The sequence below is a fragment of the Sphaerochaeta sp. genome, assembly GCF_050256055.1.
Taxonomy (GTDB): domain Bacteria; phylum Spirochaetota; class Spirochaetia; order Sphaerochaetales; family Sphaerochaetaceae; genus Sphaerochaeta.
Window position 1 is genome coordinate 41,982 of record NZ_JBFWIJ010000016.1, and the last position, 22,408, is coordinate 64,389.

Annotated in this window: 14 protein-coding genes; 13 read left to right on the forward strand and 1 reads right to left on the reverse strand. The window is 52.8% G+C overall.

Going from position 1 to position 22,408, the window contains the following annotated elements; genetic code table 11:
• Positions 1 to 245 precede the first annotated feature (245 nt).
• The 6 genes from AB7C91_RS07930 to AB7C91_RS07955 all read left to right on the forward strand — a co-directional run bounded on the left by AB7C91_RS07930 (position 246) and on the right by AB7C91_RS07955 (position 11,643).
• Entirely contained in the window at positions 246 to 740 is a 495-nt protein-coding gene (locus AB7C91_RS07930) for an NAD(P)H-dependent oxidoreductase subunit E (protein ID WP_332446799.1), read from the forward strand.
• Entirely contained in the window at positions 737 to 3,889 is a 3,153-nt protein-coding gene (locus AB7C91_RS07935) for an FAD-dependent oxidoreductase (protein WP_428590413.1), read from the forward strand. Before AB7C91_RS07930 ends, AB7C91_RS07935 begins: the two co-directional genes overlap by 4 nt.
• Complete coding sequence (locus AB7C91_RS07940; protein WP_428590416.1) at positions 3,882 to 5,660, forward strand: NADH-dependent [FeFe] hydrogenase, group A6; 1,779 nt, start codon at positions 3,882 to 3,884, stop codon at positions 5,658 to 5,660. The genes AB7C91_RS07935 and AB7C91_RS07940 overlap by 8 nt, the downstream gene beginning before the upstream one ends.
• A 61-nt stretch (positions 5,661 to 5,721) precedes the next feature.
• A complete protein-coding gene (locus AB7C91_RS07945; protein WP_428590419.1) occupies positions 5,722 to 6,951 on the forward strand; it encodes a metallophosphoesterase family protein in 1,230 nt (409 codons plus the stop codon).
• Positions 6,948 to 10,364 carry an AAA family ATPase gene (locus tag AB7C91_RS07950; protein WP_428590422.1) on the forward strand — a complete coding sequence of 1,139 codons (3,417 nt, stop codon included), beginning with the start codon at positions 6,948 to 6,950 and terminating at the stop codon, positions 10,362 to 10,364. The genes AB7C91_RS07945 and AB7C91_RS07950 overlap by 4 nt, the downstream gene beginning before the upstream one ends.
• A gap of 46 nt (positions 10,365 to 10,410) precedes the next feature.
• The gene (locus tag AB7C91_RS07955; RefSeq protein ID WP_332446804.1) at positions 10,411 to 11,643 is read left to right on the forward strand and encodes an MFS transporter; all 1,233 of its coding nucleotides are present in this window, start codon (positions 10,411 to 10,413) and stop codon (positions 11,641 to 11,643) included.
• Here the strand turns inward: AB7C91_RS07955 and AB7C91_RS07960 are convergent.
• The gene (locus AB7C91_RS07960; RefSeq protein ID WP_332446805.1) at positions 11,600 to 12,112 is read right to left on the reverse strand and encodes a cyclic nucleotide-binding domain-containing protein; all 513 of its coding nucleotides are present in this window, start codon (positions 12,110 to 12,112) and stop codon (positions 11,600 to 11,602) included. The two genes, AB7C91_RS07955 and AB7C91_RS07960, sit on opposite strands and share 44 nt — an antisense overlap.
• A 193-nt stretch (positions 12,113 to 12,305) precedes the next feature.
• Between AB7C91_RS07960 and AB7C91_RS07965 the strand changes: the two genes are divergently transcribed.
• From AB7C91_RS07965 to AB7C91_RS07995, 7 genes are all read left to right on the forward strand, one after another.
• Positions 12,306 to 13,469: a GGDEF domain-containing protein gene (locus tag AB7C91_RS07965; RefSeq protein ID WP_332446806.1), complete on the forward strand. Its 1,164-nt coding sequence runs from the start codon at positions 12,306 to 12,308 to the stop codon at positions 13,467 to 13,469.
• A 118-nt stretch (positions 13,470 to 13,587) separates the two neighbouring features.
• Positions 13,588 to 14,904, forward strand: a complete 1,317-nt coding sequence (locus tag AB7C91_RS07970; RefSeq protein WP_428590427.1) for a TolC family protein — start codon at positions 13,588 to 13,590, stop codon at positions 14,902 to 14,904.
• 2 nt (positions 14,905 to 14,906) lie between these two features.
• Positions 14,907 to 15,839 (forward strand): efflux RND transporter periplasmic adaptor subunit, encoded by a 933-nt coding sequence (locus AB7C91_RS07975; protein ID WP_332446808.1) that lies wholly within the window; start codon positions 14,907 to 14,909, stop codon positions 15,837 to 15,839.
• Positions 15,840 to 15,857: 18 nt separating this feature from the next.
• On the forward strand, positions 15,858 to 19,013 hold the full coding sequence (locus AB7C91_RS07980; protein ID WP_332446809.1) for an efflux RND transporter permease subunit: 3,156 nt from the start codon (positions 15,858 to 15,860) through the stop codon (positions 19,011 to 19,013).
• Between the two features lies 1 nt (position 19,014).
• Positions 19,015 to 19,287 (forward strand): PG0541 family transporter-associated protein, encoded by a 273-nt coding sequence (locus tag AB7C91_RS07985; protein ID WP_332446810.1) that lies wholly within the window; start codon positions 19,015 to 19,017, stop codon positions 19,285 to 19,287.
• Positions 19,288 to 19,488: 201 nt separating this feature from the next.
• A complete protein-coding gene (locus tag AB7C91_RS07990) occupies positions 19,489 to 20,373 on the forward strand; it encodes a glycoside hydrolase family 43 protein (protein WP_428590431.1) in 885 nt (294 codons plus the stop codon).
• Positions 20,364 to 22,397: a hypothetical protein gene (locus AB7C91_RS07995; protein WP_332446812.1), complete on the forward strand. Its 2,034-nt coding sequence runs from the start codon at positions 20,364 to 20,366 to the stop codon at positions 22,395 to 22,397. Before AB7C91_RS07990 ends, AB7C91_RS07995 begins: the two co-directional genes overlap by 10 nt.
• The last annotated feature ends 11 nt before the right edge of the window (positions 22,398 to 22,408 follow it).

Below are 22,408 nucleotides of genomic sequence, written 5' to 3' on the forward strand. Positions count from 1 at the left end.
TATTGGTCAAATGCAGAGAAAATTGGCATACTTGATGATACATATTACGTATTTCACATTAAATAGCTCTTTACTGCGGAAAACCTTTCGAGACTTATGATATCTATACTAAAAACCTTGCTTTCTCGATTTTCAAGGTTTAGTATGACTGCAACGATCTACCGCAATATGATACGCCATCCCTAGGATGAGCTTTGGAATACGAGGGTGTTTTTCCATTCATGTTTTTTTGCAAGGGGGTCCTCATGCATGATCGAACAGCGGCGATCGACGCTATCGTCGAGTTGCATCGAAGCGAGCATGGTGCTTTGCTCTCGATCCTCGAAGCGGTTCAGCGAACCAACGAACACAATTATCTTCCCCGAGAGGAACTGGTTCAGGTGGCCAGGACCTTGGGCATCCCATTGACCCAAGTCTATTCGGTTGCCACCTTCTACGCCTTCTTCAACCTCAAACCGCAAGGAGAGCATGTCATCACCGTCTGCCGAGGCACCGCATGCCATACCCGTGGATCAAAACCACTTTTGGAGCAGACCCTCCATTCTCTGGGCATACCACTGGACGAGGATGGGATGGCGACCAGCGACGACCTACGGTTCACGGTACATACGGTGGCTTGTTTCGGCCAATGTGCACTGGCTCCGGTCATCGCCATCGATGGAGTCATCCATTCACACATCACCGAAGAAGCCCTTGCTTCTTTGATCGAAGCACTCTCAGGTGCAAAGGAGAGCGTATGAGCAGCATTCTTGACACCTTGGAGCGTGAAGGGATAGAGCGCCTGTATCCGAATCGGCCTTCGCTGGTCGTAGGCATGGGAACCTGTGGAATGGGCAGTGGAGCCGACGCAATCTACCCAGCATTGCAAAAAGCCATTGCCGAACAGAATCTGGACATTGCCTTGCGACAGACCGGTTGTTTCGGTTGTTGCAGCGAAGAACCGCTGGTCAGTCTCTCGTTTCCGGAGAAGCCTGTGGTGCTGCACCATAGACTGACCGTCGAGGATGTGCCATTCCTTCTGCAGGCGGTGCGAGCGGGAACCTATTATGCCCCGAAGGCATACTGCAAGATCAGCGAATGGGATCATCATCTACGTAAGCACCACTATGGAAACGGATTTCCCGAACTGCCTGAATGGAATGAACTCGATTTTTTCCGTTCCCAGAAAAAATTGGTCATGCGCAATTGTGGCTTGATCGATCCTAGCCACATCAGTGAGTACGTCGCCGTCGGAGGGTATCGTGCTTTTGAGCAAGCCCTTGGTTCCCTGAGTAGGGATGAGGTGCTCTCTGAGATCAAGGATTCGAAACTCAGGGGTCGGGGAGGAGCGGGATTCCCCACCGGCTTGAAATGGGAGTTGATGAAGCAGGAGGAGAGTGAGGACAAATACCTCATCTGTAATGCCGACGAAGGGGATCCCGGCGCCTACATGAACCGCAACGAGCTGGAAAGCGACCCGCATATGGTCATTGAGGGCATGCTCATCGGTTCCTATGCCACTGGGGCCCGGGAGGGAATCATCTACGTCCGTGCAGAATATCCCTTGGCGGTCAAGCGATTGAAACAAGCCATCGGCCAAGCCTATGAGCACCAGTTGCTCGGTTCGGACATCTTGGGACGAAGGTATCGTTTTGATCTCTCGGTGGTTGAGGGTGCCGGGGCTTTCGTCTGCGGCGAGGAAACCGCGCTCATCGCCTCCTTGGAAGGAAAAGCGGGAAGGGCACGGGCAAAACCGCCGTTCCCTTCCCAGAAAGGGTATCTCGGTCGTCCCACGACGATCAACAATCTGGAAACCTGGACCAACATCCCGCTCATCCTCGCAAAAGGCAGTACCTGGTTCAGTCGCATCGGTACCCCGACAAGTCCGGGAACGAAGGTCTTCAGCCTGGTGGGAAAGGTCAAACGCACCGGCTTGGTGGAACTCCCCTTGGGCGAGAAACTGACCACCTTGGTCTATGAGGCGGGCGGCGGTGCCGTCGCACCCGGAAAAAAGATCAAGGCGGTACAAAGTGGAGGACCATCGGGTGGATGTATTCCCGCTCGTCTCTTCGATAATCCCATAGAATATGAAAGCCTCGCCCGTCTTGGGGCGATCATGGGAAGCGGAGGCATGGTCGTCATGGACAGCGACAATTGTATGGTGGATTCAGCCCGGTACTTTTTGGAATTCACCACCAAGGAATCGTGTGGAACCTGTACGCCTTGCCGTGAAGGGTTGTCACAAGAGCTCAGCTTGCTGGAAGCCATCACTGAAGGCAGGGGAAAATCTGAGGATCTTTCCACGCTTCGGATGTTGAGTGAACATATCAGTGATACAGCCTTGTGCGGGCTGGGACAATCGGCGACCAACCCGGTCAAGACGACCCTCTCCTATTTTGGTGAAGAGTATGAGAGCCATATCCAACGAGGACGGTGTGAGGCCGGTACCTGTGAGGCGCTGGTAGCGGAGTTATGTTCAAACTCCTGTCCGCTTGCCATGCGCATCCCCAACTATATCGCCCTGCTGAAGGAAGACCGGCTCCTTGAGGCGTTCACCTCAACCTTGGAGGACAATCCGCTGCCCGGTACGCTGGGAAGGATCTGCCATTTCCATTGTCAGATGCGGTGCCGAAGAGAGACCCTCGACGGTCCGGTCCATCAAGGAGAATTGCACCGTTATCTGGCCGACACCCTCTACAAGATGGGTGACGAACAACAGGTCTATCAGGATCTGCTGCGTCGTTCACTACCCCAGACGGGCAAATCGATGGCCATTGTCGGTGCGGGACCTGCCGGTTTGAGTGCGGCTTTCTATCTTGCCCGGCTCGGGCATGCCGTAACCATCTTCGATGAACACCCGAAGGCCGGAGGGGTGCTTCGATACGGCATCCCCTCCTACCGGCTACCCAAGGAATTGCTGGACAAGGAACTGGAGCTGCTCAGCATTCTGGGGGTGAAATGGGCCATGCAAAAGCAGTTGGGCAAGGATTTCCAGCTTTCCGACCTGAAAGAGGGTCATGATGCAGTCATTCTTGCCTTGGGTTCCTACCATCATGCTTCCTTGGATTTGAAAGGAGGCGATGCAAGCGGCGTCATCCAAGGCACCGAGGTGCTCAGACGCCTGAGCGAGGAGGAAAACCTTGGGATCGGGGAGCGAGTTGTCATTCTCGGTGGAGGCAATGTAGCCATCGATGTGGCACGTTCACTCTGGCGTCTTGGCAAATCGGTGTGTATCGCCTACCGCCGTTCCGAACAGGAGATGCCGGCCAATCGAAGCGAGATTGAGGAAGCCCTCAATGAGGGTATCTCCTTTATCTTTAATGTGGCGCCCAAGGAAGTGAAGCGCGACGAGCAGGGAAATCTGGTCGGTCTGCTGGTCGATGAGCTCCTCGAAGGGAGCTTTGATCTCAGCGGAAGACGGCAAAGAACAGTCAGCGGAAACGTGCGACTGCTGGATTGCGATACCGTCATCATCGCCGTCGGCGAACGGGTGGATACATCCTTGTTGGCCGACCAAGCGTTGGAGGTATCGAAAGAGGGGCATCTTTCGGTGGGACGCTATACCTACCAGACCAATCAGGACAACGTATGGGCGGTCGGTGATGTCATCACCGGCCCCGCCACCGCAGCTGAGGCAATGGGGCAGGGCAAGGAAGTCGCCCGCCTGATCGATACGGCCTTGATGGGAGAAGACCGGTGGAAGCGTTTGTTCACCACATTCACCTATAGCAGGACGATCGGAAAACCGCTGTATGAAGGCAAGGCGATCACTTCAGCCAAACTCAGCTCCAAGGATCGGCGACTTTCCTTCGCCGAGGTGAATCTGGGATATACGGGGCGTCAGGCCCGTATGGAAGCCGGCCGCTGCCTGCGCTGTGATGTCCGCATTGAGGAGGCGAGCAATGGATGAACAGTTGATCCGTCTGAGTGTTGATGGAACCATGGTCGAGGTATGCAAAGGAACAAGGATCATAGACGCCTGCCTGCAAGCAGGGGTGAAGGTCCCCTCCCTCTGTTATCTCAAGGACATTTCCGACCATGGTTCCTGTGGCATATGCATGGTGGAGGTGGAAGGTGCAAAGCGCTTGATCCGTTCCTGTCAGCACGTGGTGCTTCCGAACATGGTGATCCACACCCATACCCAGCGGGTGCTGCAGGCCCGCAGGCTCAATCTGGAACTCATCCTTGCCAATCATCCCTTGACGTGCACACAGTGCGAGCGGAACCTGCAGTGTGAATTGCAGAGCCTATCCAGACAGCTTGGAGTCGCTGGTTCACGATTCACCCGGACCAAGAAACACCTGCTTCCCCTCGATGAGACGTCTTCGGCCTTGGTGCGTGATCCAAATGCGTGTATTCTCTGCAATCGTTGCGTGCAGGTGTGCTCCGCTATGCAGACCGTCCATGCCATCAGCATGGTCAACCGCGGTTTGCAAACCAAGGTTGCGACGTTTTTCGATGAAGGCTTGGGTAATTCGGTTTGCACCAATTGCGGACAATGCAGTCTGGTCTGTCCCACCGCCGCCATAACAGAGCGTGATCAGGCCGATGAGGTGTTCGCCGCCCTTTCCGACCCTTCGTTGACGGTAGTCGTCCAGACCGCGCCGGCGATTCGTGTCGCCTTGGGGGAGGCGTTGGGGTTGGAACAGGGCAGTCTGGTTACCGGCAAGATGGTGAGTGCACTCAGGGCCCTAGGGTTCGACAAGGTGTTCGATACCCAGTTCACTGCCGATCTGACGATCATAGAAGAGGCAAACGAGCTGCTGCAGCGAATGGCCACAGGCCGTACCCTGCCGATGATCACCAGCTGCAGCCCCGGATGGATCAAATTCATTGAGACATTCTATCCGGACCAACTCGACCACGTCTCCACATGCAAATCCCCCCAACAGATGTTCGGTGCTTTGGCAAAGACATTCTATGCCGAGAAAGCGGCTGTGGATCCGCGTTCGATCAGGGTGGTTTCCATCATGCCTTGTACAGCGAAGAAATTCGAGGCGGGGCGCAGTGAAATGGACAGTGCCTTCGACTACTGGCGCGATCGTATGGGACTTTCGGAGGAAGAGCGGTTCGCTGATGTCGACTGGGCGTTGACCACCCGAGAGCTCGCCCGCATGATCGGACGGATCGGTCTTGACTTTACCCGGCTCCCGGAGGGACTGTTCGACGATCCTTTGGGCGAATCGACCGGCTCGGCTGCTTTGTTCGCTTCCTCTGGAGGAGTCATGGAGGCTGCTTTGCGGACGGCCTATGAGAAAGTGAGTGGAACGCTCCTGGAGGAGGTTGAGTTTTCGGCGTTGCGGCAAGCACAAGGAATTCGACAAGCTGACATCCAGATAGGGGAGATTAAACTGAAAGTTGCCGTAGCCAATACCTTGGCCAACGCCCGCATCCTGCTTGACCAGATTCGGAAGGGAACCAGTGAATATGCATTCATCGAGGTGATGACTTGTCCCGATGGGTGTATCGGCGGAGGAGGGCAGATACGGCCGACCAACCAGGAGGTACGGGAAAGACGCGTCCAGGCCGTCTATACCGAGGACCGGGGCAAGCCCATCAGGAAATCCCATGAGAATCCTGCGATCAAATCGTTGTATGCGTCGTTCTTGGGAGAACCCTTGGGACCGATGAGCCATCATCTGCTCCACACGTCCTATACCCTACGCGATCAATACCGTTGACCTTTGAAAACAGTACGCTCAGAAATGAAGGAATATGCTATAGTACCGAAAGGGAGGTGGCATGAAGATTCTTGCCTGTTCTGATATCCATATGGGGAGAGTTCCCTCTGTTGGAAACGATACACTGGTGAACGGACATAGCAGCTGGGATGCAACTGTTGCAAAGGCAATTGCATTGCAGGTGGATGTTGTGGCCCTGGTGGGGGACGTCGTCGAGCAGGAAGATGCCTGGCTTTCCGTGTATTACCCGTTGCTTGCCGGGCTTGAACGCCTCAAGAGGGCCGGAATCAAAGTCATTGCCGTCGGGGGAAATCACGATTGGGAGATTTTTCCCCGACTTGCCAAGCAAAGCGATGCCATCACCCTGTTGGGATTGGGGGGAAGCTGGGAAGCCTGTCAGGTGGAACAGGTACGTTTCGTCGGTTGGTCCTTCCCCCATTCTCATGTCAAGGAAAATCCGTTCTTGGGCTTCAAACAGGATCTGCTTGCAAATTCCCCCTTGACCCTCGGTCTGTTGCACACCGAAATCGACGTACCGTCTTCCCGGTACGCTCCGGTATCCCAAAGTGATTTGGCATCCCGTCAAGGCATGCTCTGGATGCTCGGCCATATCCACAAACCTGGAAAGATCAAGGATTTACCGGCATATTATTGCGGTAGCCCGTATGCCTTGGATGTCAATGAGGATGCAGTGCATGGAGTCTACCTGTTGCAAAACGATGGCAACACGGCATGGAAAGAGCCGGTTTTCATCCCCCTTTGTCCTTATCGGTTTGAGCGCTGCAGCATTGAGGTGACCGGCTCTATCGATCAACTGGATTTGCAGATGCGGGCGACCCAAACCATCCGTCGCTTTGCTGCCGAGCTCAACTGGGAAGGAAAACTGTATCTCCGCTTGGTGTATACCGGGTATCTTGCCCCCCATCTTGACCTTGCAAAAATCTTTCCGTTCCAGGAAGAAACGATTGAATTCTTCTCCAGGGAGGAAGAAACCGACATACTGCTGTTCACCCATTGGGAGGATCGAACGCAGTTGGAAGTCGATTTGGCACAATTGGCCCAAGGATCCGGACCGGATGCGCTGCTTGCACGCATGTTGCTCGATCCCGAGCAATTAGCCGAGCTGGCCAAGCAATACAAGCTTTTGGATGCGCAAAGTTTCAACAGTTCCGCCTTCAGCCTGCTGCCCCATGCATTACTATCGTCGCATGATGCCCTCGAGAGTGCCCGAAACGCCGGTATGCTGGTCCTTCGTTCCTTGGTCATGCAGAAGAGCGGAGGTGCAACATGAACCGGATACTTCGATTCACCCGCTTCAGCCTGCTCAAAGCCCCCGGGTTCGGTTCCCATTTCTTTCCAACTCTGACGTTTCCCCCTCATGGCCTGCAGATCATCTACGGGCCGAACGGCGTAGGAAAGACCACTTTGATGCGGAGTCTGCGCAGCCTGCTTGCAACCACCGGTGAGGAACAGGATCTTGAGGCTGAGGCTGTGTTTTCTGTGGATCAGGAGCTTTGGAATCTTTCGCTTTCGGAAGGGAAACTGGTGCAAACACAGCTTTCCAATGGACAGGAAGCACGCATTCCCGGGCGGAATGACGAATACGGGCAGGCCTATTGGCTCTCCCTCCATGATCTCTTAGGCAAGGAAGGTTCGAATACCGTCTTTTTGGATGCATTGCACAAGCAGTTGCAAGGCGGCATCGACTTGGCGAAAGCCTACCAGACAAGCAAGGCGATCACCGCCTTTTCCAACAGCAGGAATTCCCTGACCAAACAGGTGAAGGACAGTACGGCAAAGGTTGAAAAGCTCCAGTCGCAGATCAGGGAAAACGTGCATTTGGCCGAACAATTGGAAAGTCTGCATAAAACCGTCGATGATCGCCCCCAAAAGGAACAGCTGCGCAAGCTGTTCAACCAAGCCCTTGCCTATCAGAAAATTGAGCAAGCATGGAAACAGGCCGACGAGCATATACAATCCTTCGATCAGCGATTGAAAGGGTTCAGTTCATACACCTACGAAGAAGCACTGAAGCGGGAAGCTGCATGCCAAGAGGCTCAAGCGCAGCTTGCCACCGCGCAACATGACCTGCAAGCCTGCAAAAAGGATCTGCAGGATATTGACCTGCCGATCGATGGTGCAACCGATCCGACTTTGATTCTCGACCAGATTCAGGAGTGCAAGGAGCGCCTTCGCATAGTGCAAAGCGCCTCTGATACCCATCTTGGTGTACAGGCAAACCTGGAAACCTGGGAAACCGAGCATGCTTTCTTGGTAGGGGAAAAACCACAGACAACACAACTTGAGCAGATGGTGAAACGTCTGACGCAGCTTTCCCTGCAATGTGAACCGCTGCGTTGTGCCGTCGATAGCAGTGCCCGACTGAGTGAGCTGCTTGGTGTTCAAGAGAGCTTTGATACAAAGCGTCTTGAGTTGCTGCGTCAGGCAAAAGATGGGGTGCTTGCCTTGTTGCATGCATCCACGCAAGCAAAAACCGCCAACCGGACAAAGCCGGTTTCTTTTCTTGTGGTCGGGTTGATTGTGCTTCCTTTCTCCCTATTCTCGATGCTCTTGTCCTGGTTCAATCATCCCGCTCTTGCCGCCCTTTGCTTAGCCCTCATGCTCATGGGGATGGCAGTGGTATCGCGCAGGCAGAAGAATCCCGAGTATGCTGAGCTTCAACGTGCCTGCGACCATCAGAAACAGGTGCTTGCCGCAATACTTGCTGAACTGGATAGTACAATGCCTGGCGATGACGGGTTCGATACATTGGCACGAATGCTTTCCCAGTTGAACGATAGAATTGCGGAACAGGAAAAGATCCGGGAGCTGAATCAACAGAGAAGTAACGCGCGAAATCGATACGAACAGGCAACCCAAGCATATGAAGGCTGGAGGAAAGCGTACCAAGAGGTGAGTGAAGCTCTGAACCTTTCGTCCCAACCTGCTCTCGAGGGTTCCCAGTTCTTCCACTTCTCCGACCAATTGAAGACGTGGGCAGAATTACTGGCCAAGTCCAATTCGGCAAAGACTGTGTATGATGATGCCAAACAGCAAGCTGAATCTGCATTGGAAACGCTGAAACTTCTCTGCAACATTGACGCGGATACTCCCCAGCTCCTACTTTCCAAGGCAAAGGGTTTGGTTCAGGTGCTGGAGCATGTGCAACTGCTTGGCAAACGCGAAAAAGCGCTGGCAGAGGATGTGGAATCCCTGAAGGAATCGCTTTCCCATAAGGAGGTCGACCGTGCCGGTTTCTATGCGGATCTTGGTCTGGAAGTAGCCGATATCCAGAGCGTCCAACGACTTTCCGATCAACTCGAGTCTTATCAGAAATATGATTTGGAGCTGAAGGTTCTGGAAAAACAGCTTGCCGATCAGCCCGATGAGATCACCACCCTGGCCAATGGGGTTGCTCCTGCAGAATTGGAACAACAATTGGCTGACCTGGAGCAGGAATTGAAACGTTACGACGAGATCCAGATCCAGATCGGACAGCTTCAGGAACGATATGACCAGGCTTGCAATAATGTTGAGTTGGAAAAGGCTGAGCTGGAAAAGCGCACGGCCAGTGAGGCGTTGGAGGAACAAAGGCGGAAGGAAGTTCAACTGAACATGGCGAATGTTCTGTTTACCTTGGTGAAAACGAAGACGGAAACAGAGTATCAGCCCCAGGTGGTTAGGCAGGCGGATCACTGGCTCAGAAGGATTACCGAGCATCGGTATGGATTCGGGGTGGGAGAGACTGAATTCATTGCACAGGATTTGGTCTTGGAAAAACCGTTTGCACTATCCGCTTTGTCAAGCGGAGCACGCATCCAGTTGCTTTTCGCCGTACGGATGGCTTTTTTGGAATTGCTTGAGGGTGGAAGTGGCGACCACTTGCCGCTTTTCATTGATGAAGTAATGGCAAATAGCGATGACCAACGGTCGTTGGCCATTGCACAGGCGATTTTGGAAATCGCAAAAGAGCGGCAGGTTTTCTATTGTACGGCCCAGTATGATGAGGTACAGAAATTTGTGTCGCTTGCAAAGGATGCGGTGAATCTCATCGATCTGGAGGATGAGAAACGTAGCTATCACCACCTCAAACATCCCTATTCGCCTTCTCCGAGCGAACGTTCGGTGGAAGTCCCCTTTGCTGAGGACTATGGTGAGTATGCATCCCGTTTGAGGGTGCCGAAGCCCGATGTGCATGATCAAATCGGTTCTCTTTCCACTTGGTTTCTGTGTACCGACAGCGAAGAACTGTATGCGTTGCTCAAACGGGGGTTTTCCCAAATCGGACAAGCCAAGGAAGTCAGTGATGTCTATAGGAAGCGATATGATCTGCTCAGCTTTGCCCAAGAAACAGCCCGAACAGGAAGAGCTCGCATCGTAGAGGCCGTGGATTTGCACCAAGCTCCCGCCGTGCTGAAGCGGGGGACAACGTATTTCAATGATTTGGAAGCGTTTGTTGCTGCAGGAAACCATGACGGAAATGATATTCTGGAGGCGTTGGAGGCGAAGACCTTGAAGGGATTTCGCGATGTGGCCAAGGAAGCGCTGCGGGATTGGTTGCTCTTAGAGCGGTTTGCTTCTGAGGAGCCTCGGCTGGGAATCAACCAGATTTTAGACCAACTGCATCTCGAATTTGATGATTTCTTTGTAGACTGTGAGAATCAGGTGGTTGTTGTACGCTATCTTGAGAGTGTACTCGCATAAAAAACAAAGGTTTCCTTTTTTGTTTTTACGGCATATACTCCAATGCATGTATCGCTCAACCATTCGAGCCTGTTATCTGGGCAATTTCATAGGGGCTTTGACGTGTAATCTGGCCCCCTTGTTGTATGTTACCTTCATGGATCAATTCGGTCTGACCTTCGAGATGGCGGGTCGATTGACGTTGTTGAATTTCGTGACCCAGATCATCACTGATTTGGCATTCAGTCGGCCGGTTGACCGGTACGGGGTGCGCCCGTTCATTACTGCAGGACACCTGTTGGCTTTTTTGGGATTTGTCCTGTTGGCATTCGCACCCACCTTGTTTCCCTTCAACCCCTACCTTGGGCTGATGGTTGCCACCGTCGTGTATTCGGTAGGCGGAGGGCTGTTCGAACTGCTGCTCAGTGCCATAGTCCAGGCGATACCCAATGATTCAAAGGAAGGGGCGATGAGCCTGTTGCACTCCTTCTATGCATGGGGATTCATCGTCGTGGTGATTGGGACGACCATCCTGCTCAATGTGTTCGGCCGAGCTCATTGGACGATTGTCGTGCTTTTCTGGTCGGTTCTTCCTTTGCTGAATTTCATCAATTTCCTTCGCGTTCCATTGGCTCCTGCGGTCAGTGAGGAGAAGCGGACGAAAATCCGTGAGCTGCTGGGCTCAAGTTATTTCCTGCTGGTGGTGTTGGGCATAGCCGTAGGCGGAGCCACCGAGGTCTCCATGTCCCAATGGACCAGTGCTTTCGTTGAAGCCTCTTTGGGCCTCCCCAAGGAAGTAGGGGATTTGGTGGGACTGTGCCTTTTCGCACTCCTCTTGGGGACTGCACGTGCTGTCTATGGGGCATGGGGTGCAAAATTCCCTCTCTATAAGGCAATGGTGTTTGGTTCGGTGCTCTGCATATTCAGTTATGTGGTTGCAGCATTGAGTCCCTGGCCGATGGTAAGTCTGGTTGCCTGCATCCTCACCGGGTTGGGAGCGAGTCTCTTGTGGCCGGGTTCGGTGGTACAGGGAGCCAATCGATTTCCCTTGGCGGGATCCTCCTTGTTCGCTTTTCTTGCCGCAGGAGGAGATGCCGGTGCTGCGTTCGGACCTTGGTTCATAGGGCTGACCGCCGATGTCATTCCTTCATTGGTGACCGTATTTCCGTGGCTGCGTGATCTTCCGCTTGATGAGGCGGCACTCCGCAGCGGCATGCTGCTGGCTGCCATCTTCCCGTTGTTGATGGTGGTGTTCCTTACACGAATGCATCGCTTGGAGCACACGAAGAAGGAAGCGTAGCCTTCGTTTTCACCATAGCCAGCATTTCATCGGCACTTCGGAGTCTCCTGCTGATGTCCCTGGCCAAATTCAGTACCAACATGGTATAGGTTTTTAGATCCTGCAGTGAAATCTTGTATAAGTCACGGTTGGAAAGGGTGATGATGCTTGTCGTCTGCAGCGTAACCACCGAGGCCGCACAATTTTGGATGTCTATCAACTCCATTTCGCCGAACGAATCGCCCTTGTGGAGCGTGGTGATGATACGGCTTTGTTTCTTGTTGGTTTCCGAACGGCGTACCACCGCCACTTCGCCCTCGACGATGAAATGCACGCTGTTGTTGGGCTCTCCCTGTTTGAGCAATGTAGTATCCTTTGGATAGGTCTCCTGCTGCAAATAGGGTTTTATCAACTGAAGCTGAGCTTCGGTCAATCCACCGAACATGCTGTGCTTGCGGAGAAATTCATTGGTGGCTGTGCATTCACTCATACTGTATGGTACAAGACACAGGTGGTGGACGCAAGGTTCGAACACCATGCGATGGGAAGAATCCAATGAAGGTATCGCAACTTCTTTCCTGCCTCGCACATGGACAAGCCAAAGTAAGTGTCGTACAGTACCTATACCGTGGTTTTCCCATGGTGTTTCGGTCTAAAGGGGGTTTGGTCTGCTTCTGTATTCATTGCAAAATACCTTGGTAGGACTGTTGTTGCTGGTCATCATCCTCTACTTTTTTTGGAAACAGCAGGGGAGTGTAGAGCTTGCGGATAGACTTTTTTTGTCTTTGGTCGTTCTCAATGCCGTGTTGTTGCTCTTGGAGTTCAGTGTGGACTTATTCGGCATCTATTACCCAAGGCCGTCGAACAGGACGATGGTTTCGCTGCTGACTGCACTGTTTTACCTGCTGAATCCTGCACCCGGAGTCTTGTATTTCCTCTATGTTTCCGCTCTGATCAATCGTCAGTTTCGAGTGAAAAGTCTCTTTATCGCCATGGTCGTGCTTCCTTTCGCCTTCCATGCGGTTTTTGCACTTGTCAGCCCATTCACCGGTTGGCTGTTCACCATCTCGCAGGAGGGTATCTACCAACGGGGGCCTTGGTTTTTTCTGATGGTTATCTGCAACTATTCATATCTGGCAGCCGGGCCGTTGTATCTTTCCAAGTGCAACACCCAACTGCAACGCAAATTATTCAGCACCTTGTTGGTATTTCCGTTCCCGGTTGCCATTGCCGGTTTGCTCCAAACCATGTTCTATGGTTTGGAAGTGCTTTGGTTGAGTCTTGCCTTTTCCCTCCTGATCCTGTTCTTCAATGTGGAAACGTTCCAAGTGAGTCGTGATTTCTTGACCGGCTTGTACAACCGCCGGTACTTCCAGAAGATGGTCGGGTTGGCCTTCGAGAAACACGAGGGCAATCTTCCGGTTTGGGTCATCTTGATCGATATCAACGGCTTCAAGAAGGTCAATGACACCTACGGGCATGAAATGGGTGATGCAGCCTTGGTTGCACTCTCCCGGTTGCTCGAGCAGAGTTTTATACCAGATGCAGTGATCAGTCGGTTCGGTGGGGATGAATTTGCTCTGTTGGTACCGCTTGCGAAGCCGTTGCCGTTGTCAGACGTGCTTGCTCCGTTCAAGAATGCGTTGACGCGTATGAATAGACAACAGACGATGCCGTTCGAGTTGTCGGTAAGCGTCGGATGCTGCAATTTGGCAAAGACCACGTTGCAAAATGTCCATCAATTCCTGCTTGGCGTTGACAAGGTTCTCTATCAGGCGAAGCGAAAGGCATATGAGCTGGGAGAACAAGAGCATTGTGTTGTGTCGGTACAGGAGGAATCTGTCTAGACATCAGTAGGCAGGTGCCCAAATTTGCATCACCAAACAGGCTTTTTATGTCTCACTTCTTGCCGTTTCCTGCATACATGAGTATTGTGTAGACGGTCTCACATGTAAGGAATTCTCTATGAAGAAAAAGTATTTCGGGATGGGATTGCTGTTGCTCTCTCTATCCATACCATTGTTTGCCTCTTCCTCAGTCACCTTGGATCAGGCACTGGAATTGGCACGGGCCAACAACCTTTCCCTTACCAGCTCGGCCATCGATGTCAATGCGGCAAAGCGGGATGTCCAGACTTCCTGGAACCTCTTTCTGCCTTCCGTATCGCTTACCTTGAGCAATGCTGGTGGTGGACCGGTCTTTAATGCTGCCACCACCCTTATGGGTGCCGCCTCGTATACCAACCGGGGTCTGGGGGTAGGCCTTTCTGTCTCCATGACCCTCAATCCTGCAGTCAAGGCACAGATGGATACCTATCAGGTAGGGTACCAGATCCAGCAGGTAACCTATGCGCAGGCAAAGGCGGAAGTGGAAAAGAACGTCACCAAACTGTTCTATTACCTGTTGATGCAGGACCAGAACATCAAGGTACAGCAGGCAAATCTGGAGCTTGCCCAAAGTCAGTATGACCAAGTGAAGGTCAAGTACGACCAAGGCTTTGCCTCTGAACTGGAATTGCTCTCCGCCCAGCTTTCCGTTGAAAAGCTGAAGCCGGGGCTTGAGCAGGCAAAAAACCAATACCAGGCGAACCTGCTCAGCCTGAAGGCAATGCTCGGTCTTTCCTTGGATGAAGATCTCTCGTTGGAGGGCGAGGTCCCCACGTTGGCAAAACAGCTCGAGGTGGCGCAACTCCAGGATTATCTTGCAAAGAGTTACTCCATCACCTTGCTTGATCTGAACCTGCAGCAACTGAAAAGCAGTTATGCATCCAACAAACAACAGGCATTGACGCCTTCACTTTCCTTAAGCGGTTCATATGATATCTCGCTCTGGAATGATTCCTATACGAATACCTTCAGCGATTCGGCTTCCTATTCCATCGGCCTTCGTATTCCCTTGGATGGATTCATTCCTGATTCCCGTACCCAGATGGGACTGGAGAAGCTGCAGAACTCCATGGACAAGCTGTTGTTGCAGCGTCAACAAGCGTTGCAGCAACTGGAGGTGAGTGTACGGGGGCAGGTGCAGAATCTGAACATGCTCTCCGGCCAGGCTGACCTCGCCCAACAGAACATCGAGCTTACCCAACGTCTCTATGCCATGAACCAAGCCCAATATGAAAGTGGGTACGTAAGTCTGGTTGACTTGGAAAGTGCGCAGAACAACCTGCTTTCTGCAAAGCAAAATCTTCTGGGTGTCCAATACCAGTATGTCAGTTCTCTGATAGACCTGCTGTATCAACTGAATCTCCAACATGAGTATCAAGCCAAGGAGCTGCTGTAATTATGGAACATACATCGTCCAAGAAACGTATTGCAGGACTGGTGGTCCTGATCATCCTGATCATTCTTGCCACGGCTTTGGTCGTGGTCAATCCCTTCAAGTACCTGAAGCAACTGCAGCCGACTCCCGTCCAGGAAACACAAAAGGACAAGGCTGCTGTTTCGGTCAACGTCGAGTCCATCGCCTTGTCGGATCTGCAGAATACCATCAAAGGCAATGGGAATGTCATCGATCCAAGCTCGCTTGACGTCTACCCCGAGGTTGCCGGAACGCTGACCAGTCTGGATGTCTCGGTAGGAGACCGGGTGGCAAAGGATCAGGTGCTTGCCACCGTCGATCCTTCCCGGGCTGGTGTGGTATACAAGTCCAGTTCCGTCAAGGCTCCTGCTTCCGGTACCATCCTTTCGCTTCCCTTCGTACAGGGATCGACCGTTTCCATGCAGGCGCCGATCGCCCGTATCGGACTGTTGGAAAACCTGGAAGTGGTGATGGATATCGCCGAGCGGAATATCGGGTCCGTGGGAATCGGCACCAAAGCGGAGTTCCGGTTCAAGGCTTTCGGGGACAAGGTTTTTACTGGTCAGGTGAGCCGGCTTAGTCCGGTCCTGAATCCTGCGACCAGAACGTTGGAAATCAGGCTGACGATTGATGATCCCGATAATCTGGTAAAAAGCGGCATGTTCCCCTCGGTGACCCTGTTGACCGAGCAAATCTCGAACGTCGTGGTCATCGCCCGCTCCTCGTTGCTGTACAACGGAGACCAGGCCTACGTGTATGTCGTAGACGAGAACAACATCGCCCATACCCGTTCCGTATCCCTTGGAATGGAAGTGGATGATTTGGTGCAGATCACCGAAGGTCTGCAGGTAGGGGACGTATTGGTCATTCAGGGGCAGAGCCTGCTGACCGAGGGAACCCAGGTTCGGGTGCTCTAGAAACATAAGGAAGCCAGCATGAGTCTAACCAATACTGTTGTAAAACGACCTACTACGATCATCGTCATCTATGTTTTGTTGACGGTGCTTGCCTTGGTCGTCTATCCGAACCTTTCGGTGGAGCTGTTTCCTGAAATGGATCTGCCGATGGTCATCGTGTATTCCACATATCGTGGCGCAAGCCCAGAAACGATGGAACAGCGGGTGACCAAACTGGTGGAAAGCGCCGTCTCGAATGTCGGAGGGATCAAGAAGATCACTTCGACTTCCTCCGAAGGCACTTCCATGGTAATGCTTGAATTTGCCTATGGGACTGATCTGGACAAGGCTAGTCAATCGATCAACGACAACCTCAACCTCTATACCGATGCGTTCCCTTCCGATGCAAGCCAACCGACCATCTTCAAGTTGAATACCAACATGATGCCGGTGATGAATATCGCCTTGAAGAGTTCCAACGGGCAGGATGCCAACGCCCTGCGGGTAATCATGAAGGACATGGTGCAGAACCGCATCGAACGGGTTGCAGGCGTTTCCTCCACCTCGATCAACGGTGGGCAGGATGCCTTCATCCAAGTGGCCATAGACCAGAACCGATTGGAAGCCTACGGACTGACTTTGTCCCAGGTTGCCTATACGCTCAGTCCGCAGAACCTCCAGCTTGGCTCAGGTTCCCTGATCGAAGGGGACAAGTCGTACCTGTTGAGAACCGACGCCCAATTCGTCTCCTTGGACCAGATAGAGAACGCCATGGTCGCCTCCTATCCCAAATATGATGCGAAGGGCAATGTCATCGGTTCAAATGTAGTACGCATCAAGGACTTGGCAACCGTACGGTATGCCTATCATGATCCCACCAGCCAGGTATACATCAACGGGGAGCCGGGTGTGTACCTCTCGGTATCCAAGGAATCGGACGCAAACAGTGTCCAGGTCGCCAAACGTGTGTATGCAGTCCTTGATCAGATGAACAAGGAATTGCCGCAGGGTATGAGCCTGGAAGTCATCGTCGATACCACGACGATGATCGAATCCACGATGAATGCCGTCTACCAGTCGCTCTGGTACGGAGTGATCCTGGTCATGATCGTTCTGTTCATCTTCCTCAGGAGTCTCAAGTCGACCTTCATCATAGGCCTTTCGATCCCCATATCCATGTTGCTTACCGTTTTGGTCATGTTCTTCATGGGATATTCGCTGAACTTGATGACCCTCACCGGTCTGATACTCGGACTCGGTATGACGGTTGACAGCTCTATTGTTGTGTTGGAAAACATCTTCCGGTACCGCGAACGAGGAGCTAAGCTTGATGCCGCCGCAATTCTCGGTACAAAGGAAATGGTCGTTGCCATTGCCGCCTCCACCTTGACCACTGTGTGTGTATTCGTACCCATGGTACTCTTGAAAAGCAAGTTGGAAATGCTTGGCCAGATGATTACCCCGATGGCCGGAACGATCATCATCAGCCTGCTTTCTTCCCTGATCGTCTCGGTTACCCTGATTCCGGTGTTGACCAGCTCGTATGTCAAAGTCTATACACGCAAGCAGAAACCGTTGAAGCTGCGTCTGCTACGCTTCATCGACGACAAAGCCGAAGCCGCCTTCGAGGCACTCGACCGCGGGTATAAGCGGGTGCTCTCCCTCTTGATCGACTATAAATGGTTGACCTTGATCTTGGTCCTGCTGTTGTTGGTCCTGACCTTCCAGGCTTTTGCGCTGATGCATAAGAGTCTCTATCCCACTATGAATGAGACCTCGGTTTCCTTGAGTGTAAGCCTACCCGAGGGAACCACCTTGGCAACCACCGAAAATTTGTTGTTGGATCTGCAAGAGAAGGCGAAAGCCGATATCAAGGGGTATAAGGACATCATCGTGACGGCTGGAGGCGGTGGTTTCTTCGGGAACGGAGGAACCAACAGCGGATCGCTGCAGATTTCGCTCAAGGATGAAATCGGGGTCGACTCCATGCAGGTGGTGCAGGATAAACTGCGTAAATACTACGACCTCTATCCGGCCGCGTCCTTCTCCTTCTCCCAGGTATCCATGGGACTGGGGAATGTGAACCCCGTAGATGTACTGGTGAAGAGCGACAACCTTGATCAGGCGGTCTCAACTGCCGAACAGATTCGTGATCTCATCGCAAAGCATCTGCCGAACATTACCGAAGTACGTACTGACTTCAACAAAGGGCTTCCCGAGTTGCATTTCAAGATCGACCGTGAACGGGCATATTCCTACAACCTGACGATGCAGACCATCGCAACGGAAATCAGCAACAGCGTCAACGGAATCACCGCTACGCAGCTGAAGGACAACGGGACCGACACCGATATCATCGTGATGCTGCAGAAATCAGACCGTGCAAGCGAACTCGATCTCAGACGTATTTTTGTCCGCAATTCCCTCGGGGAGAAAATCAGCTTGGATAATCTTGCCACCTTGGAGCGTTCAACCGGGCCGGTATCCATTAAGCGTGAGAACGAAATGCGTTCGGTTCATGTACTCGGCGGACTGGCCGGTGGATACGCCGCGAGTCAGGCGGAGACCGACATCAAGGCCTTGATCGAGAAACAGATCAATATTCCCGACGGGGTCTATCTCGAGTATGGCGGAGACTTTGCCGATATGACGGCGATGTTCAGTCAGGTCTACCTGATCCTTGTCCTTGCGATCGTATTGGTCTTCGGTGTCATGGCTTCGCTCTTCGAGTCGTTCCGCAATCCCTTCATTGTGCTCCTCTCCATGCCGTTGATGATGATCGGGGTGGTGGGTATCTACTTGATTACCGGAGAGACCTTCAGCTTGATCAGCGCCATCGGCATCGTCATTCTTGCCGGTATCGTGGTCAACAACGGCATCGTCCTGATCGAATACATCAACTTGCTCAGAAGACGAGGGGTGGGTTTGCGCCAAGCCTGCATTGACGCCGGAGGCAATCGGCTCAAACCGATCCTCATGACTAGCCTTACCACGATTTTCGGCATGATCCCGTTGGCATTCTTCGGTGGGCAAGGGGCTGAGCAGATACAACCGATCGGGCAGACCATCATTGGTGGCATGACGGTGAGCACCTTCCTGACCATCTTCTTCACTCCGGTTTTGTATGCACTCTTCAACCGGGAGAAAAAGAAGAAGGATGTGGAAAGCATCGAAAGCTATGCTGAGGAGGAGTAGGATGAAACGAGTGGAAATCATTGCAGCCCAGGCAATCCTGGATGATGTCCTGGAGGCTATGGAGCACTATCAGGTGCCGATGCACTACACGATCATCCCTGCCGCCCATGGAAGGGGAAACACCATCCCCAAGCTGGGTGATGATGTTTGGCCGGAAGAAAATTTCATCATGATCATCTATTGTGAAGAGGACCTGCTCTCTGCCATAGAGCAAGCCTTGGAGCTGGTCAAGAAGAAATACGATCATGAGGGCATCGGATACTTCGTGTTGTAGCGCAACCAAGTATGCTTGCTCAGATTACCATCAATGATATACCGGGTGAAACGAGAGGTTTCACCCGGTATTTTGTACGCGCATGGGGGGGAGACAAAAGGTGGTACAGTCGTATTCAAAAGTCACCGTGAACGGGCACGCAAGCACTCTTTCGCGTTTTACGAAGGTAGGGTATACTGGAAGGGAAAGGAGAAAAACTGCATGCAATTGACCGATATCCAAATGCGGGACCCGTTCATTCTCGCTGATGAACTGACCAAACGATACTATCTATACGGAACCACTGACGTTGAACCTTGGAAGATCCAAGGGGTGAGTTTCGAGGCATACCAGAGTTCTGATCTCAAGCATTGGGAAGGGCCGGTAACCGTCTTCAAGCCCGAATCGGGATTCTGGGGCACCCATAACTTTTGGGCACCGGAAGTGCATGTATTCCAAGACTCCTACTATATGTTTGCCTCCTTCAAATCCAACGACCATTGCCGGGGAACCCAAATCCTGGTTTCCGATTCCCCGCTCGGTCCATTCAGGCCGGTTTCACCGCAACCTGCTACACCGCTTTCGTGGGAATGCCTCGACGGAACCTTCTTTGTGGATGATGCAGGACAGAACTGGATCGTATTCTGCCATGAATGGGTGCAGGTCAATGACGGAGAAGTCTGTGCGCAAAGACTCAGCGAGCATTTGGATGCTCCGATCGGCGAACCCATCCTGTTGTTCCGTGCCTCCGAAGCCCCATGGCCGAAATTGCTTGCCCGTCGTGACGGGAGCAATTTGGTCGATGCCCGGGTGACCGACGGCCCGTTCCTGCACCATCTTGAGGACGGACAGCTGCTCATGCTCTGGTCGAGCGTAGCTCCCAACGGCTATGCCATGGGCTATGCCGTCAGTAAAAACGGCAGTCTGCTCGGTCCTTGGCAACAACAGCAGGAGCCGTTGATCACCGGTGACGGTGGACACGGCATGATCTTCCGTTCCTTTGAAGGCCGGTTGTACCTGACGTACCACAGCCCGAACAAGACACCGAATGAACGACCGTTCTTTGTGGAGCTTGAGGAAGTGGAGGGAGGCTTGCAATGCCGATAGACCGAAAAGCCTTGGTTGCGGCACAGAACCCTACGGTGCACACCTATGACAGCGCTTCCTTTCTTTCGGTGGGCAATGGGAATTTTACCTTCAGTGTCGACTGTACCGGTCTGCAGACGATTCTGCCGGACAAGGAAGGGCAGACTCCCTTGTGTACCATGAGTTCCTGGGGTATGCATGACTATCCGGGAAAAGAAGAGAAGCACTACGAACGGCTTCGCCTCCGCCGGTATGCATGCGCCACCCGAACTGTTGGGTATATGACCGATGCTACGGATCAAGAGGAGCTGTTCAATGACTTAAGGGTGAACCCCCATCGGTTCAATCTGGGAAGAATCGGCTTGTATGCCGAAGGCTGCACGCCATCGGAATTCCTGGACAGGATCAGTGGAATCGAAGAACAGCTGGATCTGTACCGTGGGGTGATCACCAGTAGGTTCTTCTATCAGGGCAGCCCGGTCCAGGTTCAGACACTCTGTCATCCGCAGTTCGACCAGGTTTCCATTCGCTTGGCTTCCCCACTTCTTCGTGAGGGTAGGTTGAAGGTCCTGCTTGCCTTTCCGTATGCATCCCATACGATTTCAGGAGCCGATTACCAGCAACTCCAACAGCATACGAGTACGCTTGCTGCTGAGGGAAACGGACGGTATCGAATCGACCGTACGCTCGATCAGATGCACTATGTCTGTCAGGTCCAAAGTGAAGCGTCTGCGAAATTGACTGAGAAATCACGCCATACATTCCTCTTGGAAAGTGAATCGGATGTACTTGAGGCTAGCATATGGTTCTCCCCTGATGCGACTGGTTGGCAGGCCGGCTCATTTGAGGAGGCGAAAACGGCTTCCGAATTCTGGTGGAAAGCTTTCTGGGAAGATGGGGCATTCATCGACTTGTCCCAATCGGAGGATAGCCGTGCCGCCGAACTGCAGCGAAGGATGATCCTCTCTCGGTACCTGCTCGCCATCCAATCGAGCGGCGACACCCCACCTGCGGAAACTGGGCTGACTTGCAACAGCTGGTACGGAAAATTTCATTTGGAGATGCATCTGCTTCATGCAGCGCATTTTGCGGTATTCGGACAACCTGCATTGTTGGAGCGTTCGCTTTCCTGGTATCTGAAGATTCTTCCCGGTGCCTATGAACGGGCGAAAAGCCAGGGATACCAGGGAGCACGTTGGCCGAAGATGACCGACCCAAGTGGCAACGACAGCCCGTCGGCCATCGGAACACTGCTGTGTTGGCAGCAACCGCATCCGATTTTCTATGGCGTTCTGCTCAAGAAAACCCATCCCGAGTCTCCGCTTTTGCCTGCCTGGGCGACCATCATAGAGGCAACAGCCGCCTTCATGGCCGACTATGTGGTCTGGGACGAGGAGCATCAATGGTATGTGCTCGGCAGCCCGGTCATCCCGGTCCAGGAAAACCACGACCCGGAGTCAACCCTCAATCCTACCTTTGAGCTTTCATATTGGCGATGGGCATTGGAAGAGGCTATACACTTTTTGGAGGATGCAAAGATACACGTTGATCCGAAACTCAGGCATGTTGTCGGGCATCTGGCTCCGCTTCCCCAGGATGGGAATGTATATCTGTCCCAACAAAACTGTCCCGATACCTATGGAGCATTTGCCTATGACCATCCTTCGTTGCTGTTCAGCCTCGGGTTGCTGGACGGAAGGGATGTTGATCACAGGATCATGGCCAACTCGTTGGACCAGGTGCTCAAGAGCTGGGACCTGAACGCGCTGTGGGGTTGGGATTTTCCGTTGATGGCCATGAATGCCGCAAGGCTGGGGAGATTCGATCTTGCCGTTGATCTTTTGTTGATGGAATCCGAGAAGAACACCTATACTCCCAACGGGCACAATGCACAACTTCCGAAACCCGATCTCCCCTTGTATCTTCCGGGAAACGGGGCGTTGTTGCTTGCGCTCTCGCTGATGGCCGGAGGATTGGGAGCAGGTCCGCTCTTTCCGTCCAAAGGCTGGGTGGTCAGAAGCGAAGGATTGCGAAGGTTTTGGTAACCTTTGCTCTG

Excerpts from the sequence above, each read along its gene's own strand:
- AB7C91_RS07930 (WP_332446799.1), top strand. The coding sequence starts at position 246 with ATGCATGATCGAACAGCGGCGATCGACGCTATCGTCGAGTTGCATCGA.
- AB7C91_RS07935 (WP_428590413.1), top strand. The coding sequence starts at position 737 with ATGAGCAGCATTCTTGACACCTTGGAGCGTGAAGGGATAGAGCGCCTG.
- AB7C91_RS07940 (WP_428590416.1), top strand. The coding sequence starts at position 3,882 with ATGGATGAACAGTTGATCCGTCTGAGTGTTGATGGAACCATGGTCGAG.
- AB7C91_RS07945 (WP_428590419.1), top strand. The coding sequence starts at position 5,722 with ATGAAGATTCTTGCCTGTTCTGATATCCATATGGGGAGAGTTCCCTCT.
- AB7C91_RS07950 (WP_428590422.1), top strand. The coding sequence starts at position 6,948 with ATGAACCGGATACTTCGATTCACCCGCTTCAGCCTGCTCAAAGCCCCC.
- AB7C91_RS07955 (WP_332446804.1), top strand. The coding sequence starts at position 10,411 with ATGTATCGCTCAACCATTCGAGCCTGTTATCTGGGCAATTTCATAGGG.
- AB7C91_RS07960 (WP_332446805.1), bottom strand. The coding sequence starts at position 12,112 with ATGAGTGAATGCACAGCCACCAATGAATTTCTCCGCAAGCACAGCATG.
- AB7C91_RS07970 (WP_428590427.1), top strand. The coding sequence starts at position 13,588 with ATGAAGAAAAAGTATTTCGGGATGGGATTGCTGTTGCTCTCTCTATCC.
- AB7C91_RS07975 (WP_332446808.1), top strand. The coding sequence starts at position 14,907 with ATGGAACATACATCGTCCAAGAAACGTATTGCAGGACTGGTGGTCCTG.
- AB7C91_RS07980 (WP_332446809.1), top strand. The coding sequence starts at position 15,858 with ATGAGTCTAACCAATACTGTTGTAAAACGACCTACTACGATCATCGTC.
- AB7C91_RS07985 (WP_332446810.1), top strand. The coding sequence starts at position 19,015 with ATGAAACGAGTGGAAATCATTGCAGCCCAGGCAATCCTGGATGATGTC.
- AB7C91_RS07990 (WP_428590431.1), top strand. The coding sequence starts at position 19,489 with ATGCAATTGACCGATATCCAAATGCGGGACCCGTTCATTCTCGCTGAT.
- AB7C91_RS07995 (WP_332446812.1), top strand. The coding sequence starts at position 20,364 with ATGCCGATAGACCGAAAAGCCTTGGTTGCGGCACAGAACCCTACGGTG.